The sequence below is a fragment of the Sulfitobacter sp. THAF37 genome, assembly GCF_009363555.1.
Classification (GTDB): Bacteria; Pseudomonadota; Alphaproteobacteria; order Rhodobacterales; family Rhodobacteraceae; genus Sulfitobacter.
The window spans coordinates 578,004-591,532 of the sequence record NZ_CP045372.1 but is presented as its reverse complement, the minus strand read 5'-3'; the positions used below and the strand labels follow the sequence as shown (position 1 = coordinate 591,532).

22 protein-coding genes are annotated in these 13,529 nt (G+C 62.2%); 14 read left to right on the top strand and 8 right to left on the bottom strand.

Annotation, left to right across the window (positions count from 1 at the left end; genetic code table 11):
- Positions 1 to 286: 286 nt before the first annotated feature.
- The 5 genes from FIU94_RS02965 to FIU94_RS02945 form a co-directional block, all read right to left on the bottom strand.
- Positions 287 to 583 (bottom strand): 50S ribosomal protein L23, encoded by a 297-nt coding sequence (locus tag FIU94_RS02965; RefSeq protein WP_152464359.1) that lies wholly within the window; start codon positions 581 to 583, stop codon positions 287 to 289.
- Positions 580 to 1,197: a 50S ribosomal protein L4 gene (gene rplD, locus FIU94_RS02960; protein ID WP_152464358.1), complete on the bottom strand. Its 618-nt coding sequence runs from the start codon at positions 1,195 to 1,197 to the stop codon at positions 580 to 582. Before rplD ends, FIU94_RS02965 begins: the two co-directional genes overlap by 4 nt.
- A complete protein-coding gene (rplC, locus tag FIU94_RS02955) occupies positions 1,194 to 2,066 on the bottom strand; it encodes a 50S ribosomal protein L3 (protein WP_152464357.1) in 873 nt (290 codons plus the stop codon). The genes rplD and rplC overlap by 4 nt, the downstream gene beginning before the upstream one ends.
- A gap of 13 nt (positions 2,067 to 2,079) precedes the next feature.
- Positions 2,080 to 2,397 carry a 30S ribosomal protein S10 gene (gene rpsJ, locus FIU94_RS02950; protein ID WP_025050499.1) on the bottom strand — a complete coding sequence of 106 codons (318 nt, stop codon included), beginning with the start codon at positions 2,395 to 2,397 and terminating at the stop codon, positions 2,080 to 2,082.
- A 199-nt stretch (positions 2,398 to 2,596) separates the two neighbouring features.
- Positions 2,597 to 3,166 carry a hypothetical protein gene (locus tag FIU94_RS02945; RefSeq protein WP_254702599.1) on the bottom strand — a complete coding sequence of 190 codons (570 nt, stop codon included), beginning with the start codon at positions 3,164 to 3,166 and terminating at the stop codon, positions 2,597 to 2,599.
- A gap of 125 nt (positions 3,167 to 3,291) precedes the next feature.
- On the opposite strand from FIU94_RS02945, the gene FIU94_RS02940 reads away from it, so the two are divergent.
- Positions 3,292 to 3,777, top strand: coding sequence for a DUF4188 domain-containing protein (locus FIU94_RS02940; protein WP_152464356.1), 486 nt, complete (start codon positions 3,292 to 3,294; stop codon positions 3,775 to 3,777).
- Positions 3,778 to 3,950: 173 nt separating this feature from the next.
- A complete protein-coding gene (locus FIU94_RS02935; RefSeq protein WP_152464355.1) occupies positions 3,951 to 5,489 on the top strand; it encodes a hypothetical protein in 1,539 nt (512 codons plus the stop codon).
- A 64-nt stretch (positions 5,490 to 5,553) separates the two neighbouring features.
- Here the strand turns inward: FIU94_RS02935 and FIU94_RS02930 are convergent, their stop codons facing one another.
- Complete coding sequence (locus tag FIU94_RS02930; protein ID WP_152464354.1) at positions 5,554 to 6,174, bottom strand: 2OG-Fe(II) oxygenase family protein; 621 nt, start codon at positions 6,172 to 6,174, stop codon at positions 5,554 to 5,556.
- Positions 6,175 to 6,376: 202 nt separating this feature from the next.
- Here FIU94_RS02930 and rpmC point away from each other — a divergent pair, with 202 nt between their 5' ends.
- From rpmC to FIU94_RS02870, 12 genes are all read left to right on the top strand, one after another.
- Positions 6,377 to 6,580, top strand: a complete 204-nt coding sequence (gene rpmC, locus FIU94_RS02925) for a 50S ribosomal protein L29 (protein ID WP_152464353.1) — start codon at positions 6,377 to 6,379, stop codon at positions 6,578 to 6,580.
- 11 nt (positions 6,581 to 6,591) lie between these two features.
- Complete coding sequence (gene rpsQ / locus FIU94_RS02920) at positions 6,592 to 6,831, top strand: 30S ribosomal protein S17 (protein ID WP_152464352.1); 240 nt, start codon at positions 6,592 to 6,594, stop codon at positions 6,829 to 6,831.
- A gap of 69 nt (positions 6,832 to 6,900) precedes the next feature.
- On the top strand, positions 6,901 to 7,269 hold the full coding sequence (rplN, locus tag FIU94_RS02915; protein ID WP_067296687.1) for a 50S ribosomal protein L14: 369 nt from the start codon (positions 6,901 to 6,903) through the stop codon (positions 7,267 to 7,269).
- Positions 7,269 to 7,580: a 50S ribosomal protein L24 gene (rplX, locus tag FIU94_RS02910; RefSeq protein ID WP_152464351.1), complete on the top strand. Its 312-nt coding sequence runs from the start codon at positions 7,269 to 7,271 to the stop codon at positions 7,578 to 7,580. The genes rplN and rplX overlap by 1 nt, the downstream gene beginning before the upstream one ends.
- Positions 7,573 to 8,136: a 50S ribosomal protein L5 gene (gene rplE / locus FIU94_RS02905; RefSeq protein ID WP_152464350.1), complete on the top strand. Its 564-nt coding sequence runs from the start codon at positions 7,573 to 7,575 to the stop codon at positions 8,134 to 8,136. Before rplX ends, rplE begins: the two co-directional genes overlap by 8 nt.
- A 19-nt stretch (positions 8,137 to 8,155) precedes the next feature.
- Entirely contained in the window at positions 8,156 to 8,461 is a 306-nt protein-coding gene (rpsN, locus tag FIU94_RS02900; RefSeq protein WP_152464349.1) for a 30S ribosomal protein S14, read from the top strand.
- Positions 8,462 to 8,473: 12 nt separating this feature from the next.
- Complete coding sequence (gene rpsH / locus FIU94_RS02895; RefSeq protein WP_152464348.1) at positions 8,474 to 8,866, top strand: 30S ribosomal protein S8; 393 nt, start codon at positions 8,474 to 8,476, stop codon at positions 8,864 to 8,866.
- Between the two features lie 10 nt (positions 8,867 to 8,876).
- Entirely contained in the window at positions 8,877 to 9,410 is a 534-nt protein-coding gene (rplF, locus tag FIU94_RS02890; RefSeq protein ID WP_152464347.1) for a 50S ribosomal protein L6, read from the top strand.
- An 11-nt stretch (positions 9,411 to 9,421) separates the two neighbouring features.
- Positions 9,422 to 9,781 carry a 50S ribosomal protein L18 gene (rplR, locus tag FIU94_RS02885; protein ID WP_152464346.1) on the top strand — a complete coding sequence of 120 codons (360 nt, stop codon included), beginning with the start codon at positions 9,422 to 9,424 and terminating at the stop codon, positions 9,779 to 9,781.
- Between the two features lie 148 nt (positions 9,782 to 9,929).
- Positions 9,930 to 10,511 (top strand): 30S ribosomal protein S5, encoded by a 582-nt coding sequence (rpsE, locus tag FIU94_RS02880; RefSeq protein WP_152464345.1) that lies wholly within the window; start codon positions 9,930 to 9,932, stop codon positions 10,509 to 10,511.
- Between the two features lie 3 nt (positions 10,512 to 10,514).
- Positions 10,515 to 10,703 (top strand): 50S ribosomal protein L30, encoded by a 189-nt coding sequence (gene rpmD / locus FIU94_RS02875; RefSeq protein ID WP_114273606.1) that lies wholly within the window; start codon positions 10,515 to 10,517, stop codon positions 10,701 to 10,703.
- A 220-nt stretch (positions 10,704 to 10,923) separates the two neighbouring features.
- Positions 10,924 to 11,901, top strand: a complete 978-nt coding sequence (locus FIU94_RS02870; RefSeq protein WP_152464344.1) for an acyltransferase family protein — start codon at positions 10,924 to 10,926, stop codon at positions 11,899 to 11,901.
- Here FIU94_RS02870 and FIU94_RS02865 read toward each other — a convergent pair.
- Positions 11,898 to 13,349: an aldehyde dehydrogenase family protein gene (locus FIU94_RS02865; RefSeq protein WP_152464343.1), complete on the bottom strand. Its 1,452-nt coding sequence runs from the start codon at positions 13,347 to 13,349 to the stop codon at positions 11,898 to 11,900. The two genes, FIU94_RS02870 and FIU94_RS02865, sit on opposite strands and share 4 nt — an antisense overlap.
- Positions 13,307 to 13,528 carry a hypothetical protein gene (locus FIU94_RS02860; protein WP_152464342.1) on the bottom strand — a complete coding sequence of 74 codons (222 nt, stop codon included), beginning with the start codon at positions 13,526 to 13,528 and terminating at the stop codon, positions 13,307 to 13,309. The genes FIU94_RS02865 and FIU94_RS02860 overlap by 43 nt, the downstream gene beginning before the upstream one ends.
- Position 13,529 lies beyond the last annotated feature (1 nt).

The window sequence follows — 13,529 nt, the reverse complement described above, 5'->3', positions numbered from 1 at the left end:
TCCGGGGCTAGGCCGATGGGGTCGTTTAGGGGGGATTGAGTGGGGGGTCAAGGGGCCGAAGGCGTTGCATTCACCAATATCCCTTTCACCTGGACAATGAAACATCGCATGACCGGGCCGTAGGGAGCAGACATGCCTGCAGAAGCCTTCAGGTTGTCCCCTCTGTGCCTTTCCCAAGGGCCTAGCAAGCAGTCCATCCCGCGACCCCGGCACAGAAAAAGCCCCCGACCTTGCGGTCAGGGGCCTTGCGTTCTTGCGGTAGGGTGGGTTGCGACCCACCAGCCGATCAGAGACCGGTGGTCACGTCGATCGTGTTGCCTTCTTCCAGCGTCACATAGGCCTTCTTGACGTCTTTGCGCGTGCCGATCTGGCCGCGGAAACGCTTGACCTTGCCCTTGGTGATGGTCGTGTTCACGGCCTTCACCTTGACACCGAAGAGCGCCTCGACGGCCTCTTTGATCTGGGGCTTGTTGCTGTCCATCGCCACTTCGAAAACAACCGCGTTGGCTTCGGATGCCATGGTCGCTTTTTCGGTGATGATCGGCTTGCGGATCACATCGTAATGTTCGTGCTTGGCGCTCATTTCAAACGGGCCTCCAGTGCTTCGACACCCGCTTTCGTGATCACCAGGGTATCACGCTTGAGGATGTCATAGACATTTGCACCCATGGAGGGCAGCACATCGAGACCTTCGATGTTGCGGGCCGCCTGGGCGAAGTTTTCATTGACTGAGGCTCCGTCGATCACCAGCGCGCGCTTCCAGCCCAGAGAGCTGATCTGCTTGGCCAGTGCGGCGGTCTTCCCTTCCGAAGTCGCCTCGTCGATGATGACAAGAGCGCCCGCTTTCGCCTTGGCCGACAGCGCGTGGCGCAGGCCCAGCTTGCGGAACTTCTTGGTCAGCTCGTGGCCGTGGCTGCGCGGGGTCGGACCCTTGTAGATACCACCCTTGCGGAAGATCGGAGCAGAGCGCGCGCCGTGGCGTGCGCCGCCGGTGCCTTTCTGACGGTAGATCTTCTTGGTCGAGTAGCTGACTTCGGACCGTGTCTTGACCTTGTGCGTGCCTTGCTGGGCGTTGTTACGCTGCCAGCGCACGACGCGGTGCAGGATGTCGGCGCGTGGCTCAAGGCCGAACAGGGCCTCGTCCAGATCTACCGAACCGGCCTTGCCGCCGTCGAGTTTGATGACATCGAGTTTCATGCGTCACCTTCTTTCTTGTCTTCGTCAGCGGCCGGTTCATCGGAACCTTCGGCTGCGATTTCCTCTTCGGCTGCCTTCAGCGCCTCGGCTTCCTGCGCGGCCTGCTCTTCGGCCAGACGCTTTGCTTCGGCCTCTGCCTCGGCTGCGGCTGCGGCGGCTGCCTCTTCGGCGGCTTTCGCGGCTTCGTCGGCGGCGGACTTCAGCGCGGCGGGCAGGATCGCGTCATCGGGGAACGGTTTCTTGACCGCGTCCTTGACAGTGACCCAGCCACCCTTGGAGCCGGGAACGGCGCCCTTGACCATGATCAGACCACGCGCGCTGTCGGTCTTGACGACTTCGAGGTTCTGCGTGGTGACACGGGCGGCACCCATGTGGCCGGCCATCTTCTTGCCCTTGAACACCTTGCCGGGGTCCTGGCACTGGCCGGTGGAACCGTGCGAACGGTGCGAGATCGACACGCCGTGCGAGGCGCGCAGACCGCCGAAGTTGTGGCGCTTCATCGCACCGGCAAAACCTTTACCGATGGAGGTGCCCGCAACGTCAACATACTGACCGGCAAAGTAATGGTCGGCGATGATTTCCTCGCCCACCGCGATCAGGTTGTCCGCGTCCACGCGGAATTCGGCAACCTTGCGCTTGGGTTCCACGGAAGCGGCGGCAAAGTGGCCGCGCATCGCCTTGGAGGTCCGCTTGACCTTTGCAGTGCCCGCGCCGAGCTGAACGGCGGTGTAGCCGTCTTTCTCTGCGGTGCGCTGTGCAACGACCTGAAGCTTGTCGAGTTGAAGAACGGTAACGGGGATCTGACGCCCGTCTTCCATGAACAGCCGGGTCATGCCGACTTTCTTAGCAATAACGCCTGAGCGCAACATGTTCTTGCCCTCCTTACGATTGCAGCTTGATCTCGACGTCCACGCCAGCGGCGAGGTCGAGCTTCATCAGCGCGTCCACGGTCTGGGGGGTCGGATCGACGATATCCAGCAGACGCTTGTGCGTGCGGATTTCGAATTGGTCACGGGATTTCTTGTCGACGTGGGGGCCACGCAGAACGGTGAATTTCTCGATCTTGTTCGGCAGCGGAATCGGGCCGCGAACAGAGGCGCCGGTGCGTTTGGCGGTGTTAACAATTTCTTGGGTGGAGCTGTCAAGCACCCGGTAGTCAAACGCCTTCAGGCGAATGCGGATGTTCTGGCTTTGAGCCATGTGCAAATCCCTTGTCTTTGGGATGTCAACGGATTGGAGGACGGCGCTCATCGCACGCCCTCGTCGCGTCTTGGTGTGTAAGTGAAACGGGGCGCGTGTGGACGCACCCCGACTCAATGGCCGTGCTATAGGGGATGCACCGGAACGTGGCAAGGGGTCAGTTCGGGCCGCCCCGCCTTCCGCGTGGTTTTCGCCGGTTTCAGTCCCGTCGGCGCAGCAGGGTGCTGATCTCGCGTTCGGCTTCGCCGTCGCGGATACGGCGAAACATCAGCTCCAGCCCGCCCGGCGCCAGCGTGCGGTGATATTCCTGAACCTCGTAGTCGCCCGTGGGGTCGATGAACAGTGAAAACACCGACAGCGTATCTTCCTCGATCCGTGCCCAGACAAAGGGTTCGCCCTGCAACGGATCCAGCGGCGTGGCCTTGCCAAAGAGGTTCGTTTTCATTGCGGACTGGTAGATGCCCTGGCGGGCACTGGGGAGAAAGGTGATGGTGTATCTCTTTTCCTTGCGGCGACCGTCTTCGCGCAGGGTGGCCGTTGTCCAGCTCAGGGTAAAGCCGTCGTCGTCCTCTGCCTTAATGGTGACGCTCAGGTCACGGTGCAGGGTCTCGCCGTCTATGAGCACTGTTGCTTCGCCTTCGTAGTCGCCGATGAAAGCGCCGATACCGGCGGCGCGGCCCGCAGCCGGTGCCAGCAGCGAAAAGAGGGCGATAAGGCTGACCAGCAGAAAGGCCGGGGCAATTCGGGGCGTGGAGCGTAGGTGCATCATGTCCCCACCATACCGCGATTATCGTTGCGGTGTCAGGTGTCATTCTGGCCCTTGCCGAAGGCCATAGGCGAGATGGCTCTCAGGGTGTACCCTCTGGTGGCAACAGTCGGCAAAAGGGGCGGCAGGTGGCGCAGATAAATGACAAGCGACTGAGCGCGAGGATCGAGGGCGATTTCGTGGTCTTTCTGATCGGCATACGGATCAACCGCCCTTGGAAGCCGCAGAAATGGCTGCCGGCAGTATTGGCGATGCCCCGAATGCTGCGCGAACTGCAAGCCCGCCCGGCGGCAGAGACCGGGTTTCTTGGGTACACCACGTTGGGGTTTGGCACGCTGGTCCAGTACTGGCGCAGCTACGATCATCTTGAGACCTATGCCAATGCGCCGGACGCGGCGCATTTTCCGGCGTGGAAGGCGTTCAACAAGCGGGCGCGCAATTCACGTGCCGATGTGGGGATCTGGCACGAGACCTACCTGGTGCGGGCAGGCGAGTACGAGACGGTATATAGTGGGATGCCCGACTTCGGCTTGGGCAAGGCCGCGTCTCTGGTACCGGCGACCGGCGCGATGAGCGGCTCGCGCAAGCGGCTGGAGGCGGGCTCTGGAAACTGAGCGTTTCGGGCTAATGGGTCCAGAGCCCGGGCCAGCTGGCTGGGTGCCGTGGCTGTCACATGACTTTACCGCTGAGGCTTGAATTGGTGGAACCGTTGGCCGGGTCTTGGCGTTCCTAGGTTTATATTGACATTATTTCACGGCTCGACGGGGCCGGCAGGGGGATGCACAGAATGGCTGACAGCAAGACATCGTGGAACAAGGAACTGGTGGCCGTTGGCGCGGTGGCGGTTCTGGGCTGGGGCACGGCGCTCTATTTCGTGACAGAAAATGGCCAGTCCGACCGCGCGATCCAGCGTCTTGAGAGCGACATCACCCAGCGTGAGAACGCCGAGGGCACGATAGAAGAGCTGCGGGCACAGATCGACGGCATGCAGCCCGAGATCGAAACGCTCGAAGGGGAACGTGACGCGGTGCAGGGCGAGATCGACACCCTGCAGCCGCAGCTGGAGGAAATGCAGGCCCAGCAGGCCGCCGCTGAAAGCGAAGTCGCGACCCAGCAGCAACGCGCCGACGAGCTGGAGGCGCAGCTGGCCCCCATGCGCGAGGAGATCACCAATTTCGAGGCGCGTCGCAGCGAACTGAACTCCGAGATCGAAACCCAGACGCAAGAGCTGAGCGACGTGAATGCCCGCCTTGAAGAGGCGCGGCAGGAAGAAGCTGACGTGCGCGAGACGCTGGCCTCCCTGACGGACGACAGCGCGCGTTTGTCCGACGAGGTGGCGGCGTCCGAGGCCAAGATGCAGGAACTGAGCCAGCAGGAAAGCGATCTGCGCGAACAGGTCAACTCGATGGAAACCAGCATCACCGAGATGGAGCAACGCCAGGAGACGTTGACCTCGGACATCGACAGAATGACGCAGGAGCGCACGGCGCTGGCGGCAGACGTGGAGGAGGCCGAGGCGCAGCGTCAGGAAGTGCAGCAGCTGGTAACGGAGCTGACCTCCAACGTGGAGGACCGGTCGAACAAGCTGCTGGAAATCGAAAAGCGCATCAGCGAAATGCAGGGTGAGGACATGTCTGACAGCGGCGCTGCCGCCGGGTCCGAACAAGAGGCGGCTGAGGGCGACAGCGCGACCAGCCGCCAGTCCGGCGCTGAGACCGGTCAGGCTGCCGATGCGGATTCCGAGCAGAGCGATCCAGCGGCACAGTCCGAGAGCGGAAGCGATGCGGCGGCGCAATCCGAAGGTGAAGGCGCGGAAGAGCAGGGCGGCCAGGCGTCATCCCAGTCCGGAGACGACAATACCACGGCTGCCGAAGGCGACAGCCAGCAGCAAGGCGCGACCGAAGGCAGCGATGACAGCGCGCAGGACGATCAGGCCGCGACAACGAACGGGAATGATGAACCTGCCTCAGGTGATGACCAGGCTGCGTCCGAAGGTGCAGGCCAGACTGACGCCACGAGCGAAGGTGGATCCGACGCGTCGAGCGCACAGCAGGACGATGCGTCGACGGGTCAGGACACCGCACCGGAGACCGACGGCGAAACTTCTGCCAGCACCGAAGAGGGGTCTGAGGCTGGCCAGACGGCATCTGAGACTTCCGAAGGCTCAGACGATGCGCAAGCCGCTACCGACAGCAGTGCGCAGGACGAAAGCGCGGACAGCGAAGAGGCTGACACGGGTTCCCCTGACGCTTCGGAAGAGGAAAGCGGCACGACGGACACGGACACGGATCAGTCCGGGGAAACACCACGGCAGACGGATAACTGATATCGCCGGATGACACTGAAAAGACCCCGCCGGTTCGAAACCGGCGGTGTCTTGCGTTTCCGTGTCAGCCCCAGCTGTAGTTGAAGCTGACGGAAATGCGGTCGTCCTCGGACATGTTCATCGGCACCTCATGCCTCAGCCAGCTTTCCCACAGCAGCACATCGCCGACCTTGGGGGCGACATAAGCGAATGTGCGCATCTCGGGCCGCGCATCCTTTACCCGTCCCGGTGCGGCCATCATCATCGGCAGGCGCGGGTCCTCGAACCTGATGGCGCTGGCCCCGTCAGGCATGGCGACATAAGTGGTGCCTGAAATCACCGAATGCGGGTGAAGGTGTCCGGTGTGGATGCCGCCTTCGGGCAGGATGTTGATCCATAGGTCCTCCAGCTTGAGCGTCTTGCCGTCCAGGTCGAATTGCAGATCCTCGGCAAAGGCGGCGACATGTCTGTCCAGCGCCTCGACCAGATCCTTGAAGATCGGAAAGCGGTAGGGCAGGTCGGTCAGCGATGCATAGGAGGTGTAGCCGGGATAACCGTTATCCTCGGACCATTGCTGCCCTGCCTCGTCATCTTCCGCGATGGAGTAGCACGACGCCTCCATCTCGTCCGGGTCGATGGCAGGCCCATGCGCCGACAGGGCGGCATGGTAAAGGCGGGTCACGAAGAGGGATCTGATATCAGTCATGACGGCTGGATATCCCAGCACCCGCCGCAAGGCGAGAGGGAAGCGGACCGGCTGACGGCGAAACCCGCGATTATTCAGGGGATTCGATATGAGGGGTTGCGTTGCGAAGGCTCCCGGCGTATTGGCACCCCTCATCATGAACTCCACCAGAATCATGGTCACCCCTCGGGGGCCTACTGGTGATGTTGAAAGGAAAGCGTCAATGAACGCCAAGGAACTGCAAGACAAGACACCGGACCAGCTCCGGGACGAGCTTGTCACACTGAAGAAAGAAGCCTTCAACCTGCGCTTCCAGCAAGCCACCGGCCAGCTGGAAAACCCCGCGCGCCTGCGTACCGTCAAGCGTGACGTCGCCCGCGTCAAGACAGTGTTGAATCAAAAGGCCCAAGCGGCCGCTGCGGAATAAGGAGAGCACCAATGCCCAAGCGTATCTTGTCCGGTGTCGTGACCTCCGACGCAAACGCACAGACCGTCACCGTTTCCGTAGAGCGCCGCTTTACGCATCCGGTTCTGAAAAAGACCATTCGTAAGTCCAAGAAATACCGGGCCCACGATGAGAACAACACCTACAAGGTAGGCGACAGCGTTCGCATCATCGAATGTGCGCCGAAGTCTAAGACCAAACGTTGGGAAGTGCTGCAAGCCGCTGAGGCCTGACGCACCAACCGTTAATCGAAACCCTGGGGATCAGGCACGCATCGCCCCCCAAAGGTCGGGAGAAACCAAATGATCCAGATGCAGACCAACCTGGATGTTGCTGACAACAGCGGCGCACGCCGTGTTCAGTGCATCAAGGTACTGGGTGGTTCCAAGCGTAAGTACGCGTCCGTCGGCGACATCATCGTCGTGTCGGTCAAGGAAGCCATCCCCCGCGGTCGTGTGAAGAAAGGCGACGTCCGCAAGGCCGTTGTCGTGCGCACCGCCAAGGAAGTACGTCGCGACGATGGCACCGCCATCCGTTTCGATCGCAACGCCGCCGTCATCCTGAACAACAACAACGAGCCGATCGGCACCCGGATCTTCGGGCCGGTGGTTCGCGAGCTGCGCGGCAAAAACTTCATGAAGATCATCTCGCTCGCGCCGGAGGTGCTGTAATGGCTGCCAAACTTCGCAAAGGTGACAAGGTCATCGTTCTGGCCGGCAAGGACAAGGGCAAGACGGGCAATATCCAGTCCGTGGATCCCAAGTCCGGCAAGGCCGTCGTGGAAGGCATCAACATGGCCATCCGCGCAACCCGCCAGTCCCAGGAAAGCCAGGGCGGCCGCATCCCCAAGGCGATGCCGATCGACCTGAGCAACCTCGCCATCGTCGATGCCAACGGCAAGGCGACGCGCGTGGGCTTCAAGATTGAAGGCGACAAGAAAGTGCGCTTTGCCAAAACCACGGGGGACGTGATCGATGCTTGATACCGCAACCTACACACCCCGCCTCCTGAGCGTTTACCGCGACGAGATCCGGGCGAAGCTGAAGGAAGAATTCGGCTACAAGAACGACATGATGATTCCGCGCCTCGACAAGATCGTGCTGAACATCGGGTGTGGTGCCGAAGCCGTGCGCGACAGCAAGAAAGCCAAGAGCGCGCAGGAAGATCTGACGCGTATCGCAGGCCAGAAGGCGCTGACCACGGTCGCCAAGAAATCCATCGCCGGTTTCCGTGTGCGCGAAGACATGCCGCTGGGTGCGAAAGTGACCCTGCGCGGTGAGCGCATGTATGAATTCCTGGATCGTCTGATCACGATCGCAATGCCCCGTATCCGCGACTTCCGCGGCATTTCGGGCAAGTCTTTCGACGGTCGTGGCAACTATGCCATGGGCCTGAAAGAGCACATCGTGTTCCCTGAAATCGACTTCGACAAGGTCGATGAAAGCTGGGGTATGGACATCGTCATCGCCACGACGGCGAAAACCGACGCAGAAGCGAAAGCATTGTTGAAAGCGTTCAACATGCCTTTCAATTCCTGAGCGCGGGGAAGGATTAGATATGGCTAAGAAATCCATGATCGAGCGCGAGAAGAAGCGCGAAGCAATGGTCAAGAAATACGCAGCGAAGCGTGCCGCGCTGAAGGACATCATCAGCGACGAAAGCAAGCCGATGGAAGAGCGTTTCCGCGCCTCCCTGAAGCTGGCGAAACTGCCCCGCAACTCCAGCGCGGTGCGCCTGCACAACCGCTGCCAGCTGACGGGCCGTCCGCACGCCTATTACCGTAAACTCAAAATCTCGCGTATCGCGCTGCGTGATCTCGGCTCTGCCGGTCAGATCCCCGGCATGGTCAAGTCGAGCTGGTAAGGAGCGCATGCAATGAACGATCCTATCGCAGATATGCTGACCCGCATCCGCAACAGCCAGATGCGCGGCAAATCCACCGTCATGACACCGGCCTCCAAGCTGCGTGCCTGGGTGCTGGATGTGCTGGCCGACGAAGGCTACATTCGCGGTTACGAGAAAGTGACGGGCGCCGACGGCCACCCCGCCATCGAAATCAGCCTGAAATACTACGAGGGCGAGCCCGTGATCCGCGAGCTCAAGCGGGTGTCCAAGCCCGGTCGCCGCGTCTACATGGGCGCACAAGACCTCCCGTCGGTCCGTCAGGGCCTGGGTGTGTCGATTGTCTCCACCCCCAAGGGTGTGATGTCGGATGCCGCTGCACGGACTGCCAATGTTGGCGGCGAAGTGCTCTGCACCGTATTCTAAGGAGAATTCGATGTCTCGTATTGGTAAAAAACCGGTCGAACTGCCCAGCGGCGTCTCCGCGTCCGTCTCGGGCCAGACCATTGAAGTGAAGGGCCCCAAGGGCAGCCGCAGCTTCAAGGCGACCGACGACGTCACCCTGTCGGTCGAGGACAACGTTGTCACCGTGACCCCGCGCGGCAAGTCCAAGCGCGCCCGCCAGCAGTGGGGCATGTCCCGCACCATGGTGGCGAACCTCGTCACCGGCGTGACCGAAGGCTTCAAGAAAGAGCTGGAGATCCAGGGTGTGGGTTATCGTGCCGCAATGACCGGCAACACGCTGAAACTGAACCTCGGCCTGTCCCATGACGTGGACTATGTCGCGCCCGACGGCGTGACCGTATCCGCGCCCAAGCAGACCGAAATCGTTGTGGAAGGCATTGACGAACAGCTGGTTGGTCAAGTCGCTTCGAACATCCGCGCGTGGCGCAAGCCCGAGCCCTACAAGGGCAAAGGCATCCGCTACAAGGGCGAGTTCATCTTCCGCAAAGAAGGCAAGAAGAAGTAAGGAACGCACAGATGGCAAACACGAAAAGACAGTTGTTTATCAAACGCCGCCTGCGCGTTCGGAACAAACTTCGCCGCGTCAATGCGGGCCGCATGCGTCTTTCGGTGCACCGGTCGTCGAAGAACATCAGCGTTCAGCTGATCGACGATCTGGCCGGCAAGACGATTGCCGCCGCTTCGACACTCGAAAAGGACCTGGGCATGGTCGGCAAGAACAACATCGAAGCGGCGACCAAGGTCGGCGCGACGATCGCCGAACGCGCCAAGAAAGCCGGAGTGGAAGAAGCCTATTTCGACCGTGGCGGTTTCCTGTACCACGGGAAAGTCAAGGCATTGGCCGATGCAGCCCGCGAAGGCGGTCTGAAGATCTAAGTGGCGGTGCGCAGTGAATGCGCACCCTACGATTGAGAAAGCTGTAGGGTGCGCATGCGATGCGCACCTTCGATGATCCGGGAGCCTTCCGCTCACCAAGATTGACCCAAATAAGGGCGCTTGCGTCCGCAGATCAAGGAGGCCGCAGATGGCCAGAGACGACAACCGTGGGGGCAACCGCCGCAATCAGCGCGATGAGACCCCTGAATTCGCAGACCGCCTCGTGGCGATCAACCGTGTGTCCAAGACCGTCAAGGGCGGCAAGCGTTTCGGCTTTGCCGCGCTGGTCGTCGTCGGCGATCAGAAGGGCCGCGTCGGCTTCGGCAAGGGCAAGGCCAAGGAGGTCCCCGAGGCGATCCGCAAGGCGACCGAGCAGGCCAAGCGCCAGATGATCCGCGTGCAGCTGCGCGAAGGCCGCACCCTGCACCACGACATGAACGGTCGCTGGGGTGCTGGCAAGGTCGTGATGCGGACCGCTCCCGAAGGGACCGGGATCATCGCCGGTGGTCCGATGCGTGCCGTGTTCGAAATGCTGGGCGTGAAGGACGTTGTGTCCAAGTCCGTCGGCTCGCAGAACCCCTACAACATGATCCGCGCCACCATGGACGGCCTGAAGAAAGAGCAGTCCCCCCGTGCCGTCGCGCAGCGTCGCGGCAAAAAGGTCGCGGACATCCTGCCCAAGCGTGAAGACACGAATGAAGCGTCTTCGCACGTAGCCGAGGAGGCCTAAATCATGGCGAAAACCATTGTCGTAAAGCAGATCGGCTCGCCGATCCGCCGCCCCGCAAAACAGCGTGCCACGCTGATCGGGCTGGGCCTGAACAAGATGAACCGCACTCGTGAACTGGAAGATACGCCTTCCGTGCGCGGTATGATCAATTCCATCCCCCATATGGTCGAGATCATCGAAGAAAAAGGCTGACCCGAGTTCTCGGAACTCCGGCCCCGGCATCGAGCGCCCCGCAGGAAACTGCGGGGCGCTTTGCATTCGGATATCTTTTGCGCAGGGGGATGGCCTGCTCTTTTTGAGCAGGGCGTGAAAAATTGTCCGACGTTGGCGCAATTTTCAGATAATACTGGCGCGGCAATGCGGCGGCGCTGTCGGATTGTGGTCGGTTCGTTCTGAGTGAAGGTTTTTGGAGATGCGGATCCTCGCGTTGGATGTTGCGAAGGGCGTTGGCATTCTTTTGGTCGTCTTCGGGCATGTCTGGCGTGGCGCCTTCGATGCGGGCCTTGCGATATCCCAGGGGATGTACCGGCTGATCGACAACGCGATCTATGCCTTTCACATGCCGCTTTTCTTCTTTCTTTCTGCTCTGCTGTTTGTCAGCGCGCTGCGCAGGCCGGTTGGCGCTCTGATGATCAACAGGGTCATTCGCCTGCTCTGGCCGATGGTGATCTGGACCTGGATTTTCTTTGGCACCAAGGTTGTGGTGGGCGATCTTCAGAACACGCCGACCAGCCTGAGCGATTTCCCGGTGATCCCGCTGCCACCCTATGCGCATTTCTGGTTTCTCTGGGCGCTTTTCCTGATCCAGATTGCCCTGATCCTGCTCTTGCAGCCGCTGTCCGCCGCGCACCTGCGGAGCACGGGTTTCCGGCTGGCCATGGGCGGCGCGGCGCTTGCGCTGGGTTTCGCGATGCCTTGGGTCGAGCTGCCATCGGCGCTGTTCGGTGCGGCGGTGCATCATCTCCCCTTTTTTCTGGGCGGGCTGGCCTGCGCCGGGCTGGTCGGGTTGCGCCCGCCGCTATGGGTGGCGCCAGTGGCCCTCATTGCGGCGGTGGTGTTGATCGGTCGTGCCGCGGTGCCCTATCCGCCGCTGCCGCTGACCATGGTGATCCTGCTTTTGCTGTGGCTGGCGATCACGGCGGTCTGCGCCGCTGCTGGGGACCGGCCCGGTGCCGCACTGGCCGGGCTGGCCCTGCTGGGCGGGCTTTCGATGCCGATCTACCTTGCGCACACGATTTTCTCCGCAGGTCTGCGGGAGGTGCTGATCGTCGCGGGCGTGACGAACCTGCCGATACACCTTGTGGCCACCATGGCGGTCGGTATCATCGGCCCGATCATCCTTTACCATGCCGCGGCGCGGCTTAGACTGACGCGAGTGCTGGGGTTCTAACCGTGAAAGGCCGCCACGGTCTTGAGCGACGTAAACCCGTACAGCGCCTCGAATCCCTTTTCGCGGCCATGACCCGACAGGCCTGTTCCGCCAAAAGGCAGCTCCACGCCGCCCCCGGCGCCATAATTGTTCACAAAGACCTGCCCCGAGCGCAACGCGCGGGCCAGCCGCATCTGCCGCGCGCCGTCCCGTGTCCAAACGGACGCCACAAGCCCGTAATCCGTACCGTTGGCGATGGCCAGTGCCTCGGCCTCGTCCTCGAAGGGGATGATGACCTGCACGGGGCCGAAAATCTCGTCCTGCGCCAGCGGGTGATCCGCCTTCACTCCGGCAAACAGGGTCGGCGCCACGTAAGCCCCCGCGTCGGGCAGATCACCCAGCCGCGCCTGTGCGGCCACCTCCAGGTCCGTGCCGCGGGCGATGAAACCTTTTACGATGTCCTGTTGGCGGGCCGAGATCAGCGGCCCCACGTCCAGATCGTCCAGTGCGGGCCCGACCCGCAGCGCGGCATAGCGTTCGGCCATTGCGCTGACCACCCGGTCATAGACGCCGCGCTGGACGAGAATGCGGGAAGAGGCCGAGCAGGTCTGCCCCGCATTCTGGATTCCCGCGTTGACAAGGAAAGGCAGCGCCGCGTCGATGTCTGCATCGTCAAATACCAGTTGCGGGGATTTGCCCCCCAACTCCAGCGTGACCGGCACCACGTTGTTGCCCGCCGCCTTCTGGATCAGCTTGCCGACCCCGACCGAGCCGGTGAAAGAGACGTGGTTCACCCCCGGATGGCCAGCCAGCGCCGCGCCCGCTTCGGCCCCCAGTCCGGGCACCACGTTCAGCGCACCGTCCGGCAGACCCGCCCGCCGCGCCAGTTCGCCAAAGGCGAGCGCGGTCAGGCAGGCTTCCTCCGCGGGTTTCAGGACAGCCGCGTTGCCGGTGGCCAGCGCCGCACCCACCGATCTGCCGATGATCTGCATCGGGTAGTTCCAGGGGATGATGTGCCCGGTGACGCCATGCGCCTCGCGCAGGGTATAGACGGTGTACCCGTCGAGATAAGGGATCGTCGTCCCGTGCAGCTTGTCCACGGCACCGGCGTAGAATTCCATGTAGCGGGCCAGGGCGTTGACGTCCGCAAGGGCCTGTTTCAGGGGCTTGCCCACGTCCAGCGCCTCAAGCCGCGCCAACGCGTCGGCGTGTTCTAGCACCAGCGCGCCGATCCGCGACAGTATGCGCCCGCGTTCGACCGCTGTGGCGCGGCCCCAGGCCCCGGCATGTGCCGCCGTTGCGGCCGCGACGGCGCGGTCGACATCCTCCGCCTTGCCCCGCGCAATGTCGCAAAGGGGGCTGCCGTCCGACGGGTTTGTCAGCGGCAAGGCCTCGCCACCTGCGGGGGGTTGCCACTGGCCATTGATCAGGCAAAGCGCAGGGTCGATATCGAGCGGGCGTAGCGGCATCGGGTATACTCCGGGAAAAGGATGTCGGGGCAGGATACCGCGCCGCCCCGCCGTGTCGAGAGGTGTCGGCGTGGCAGGTGATCGGCGGGAAAGTCGAACACCAGCCGGATGCGCGGATTGATGTGCATCTCTCGGTGCGCCACAAGCCAGGTGGCCGGCGATATGCGTTCGGCGGCCACA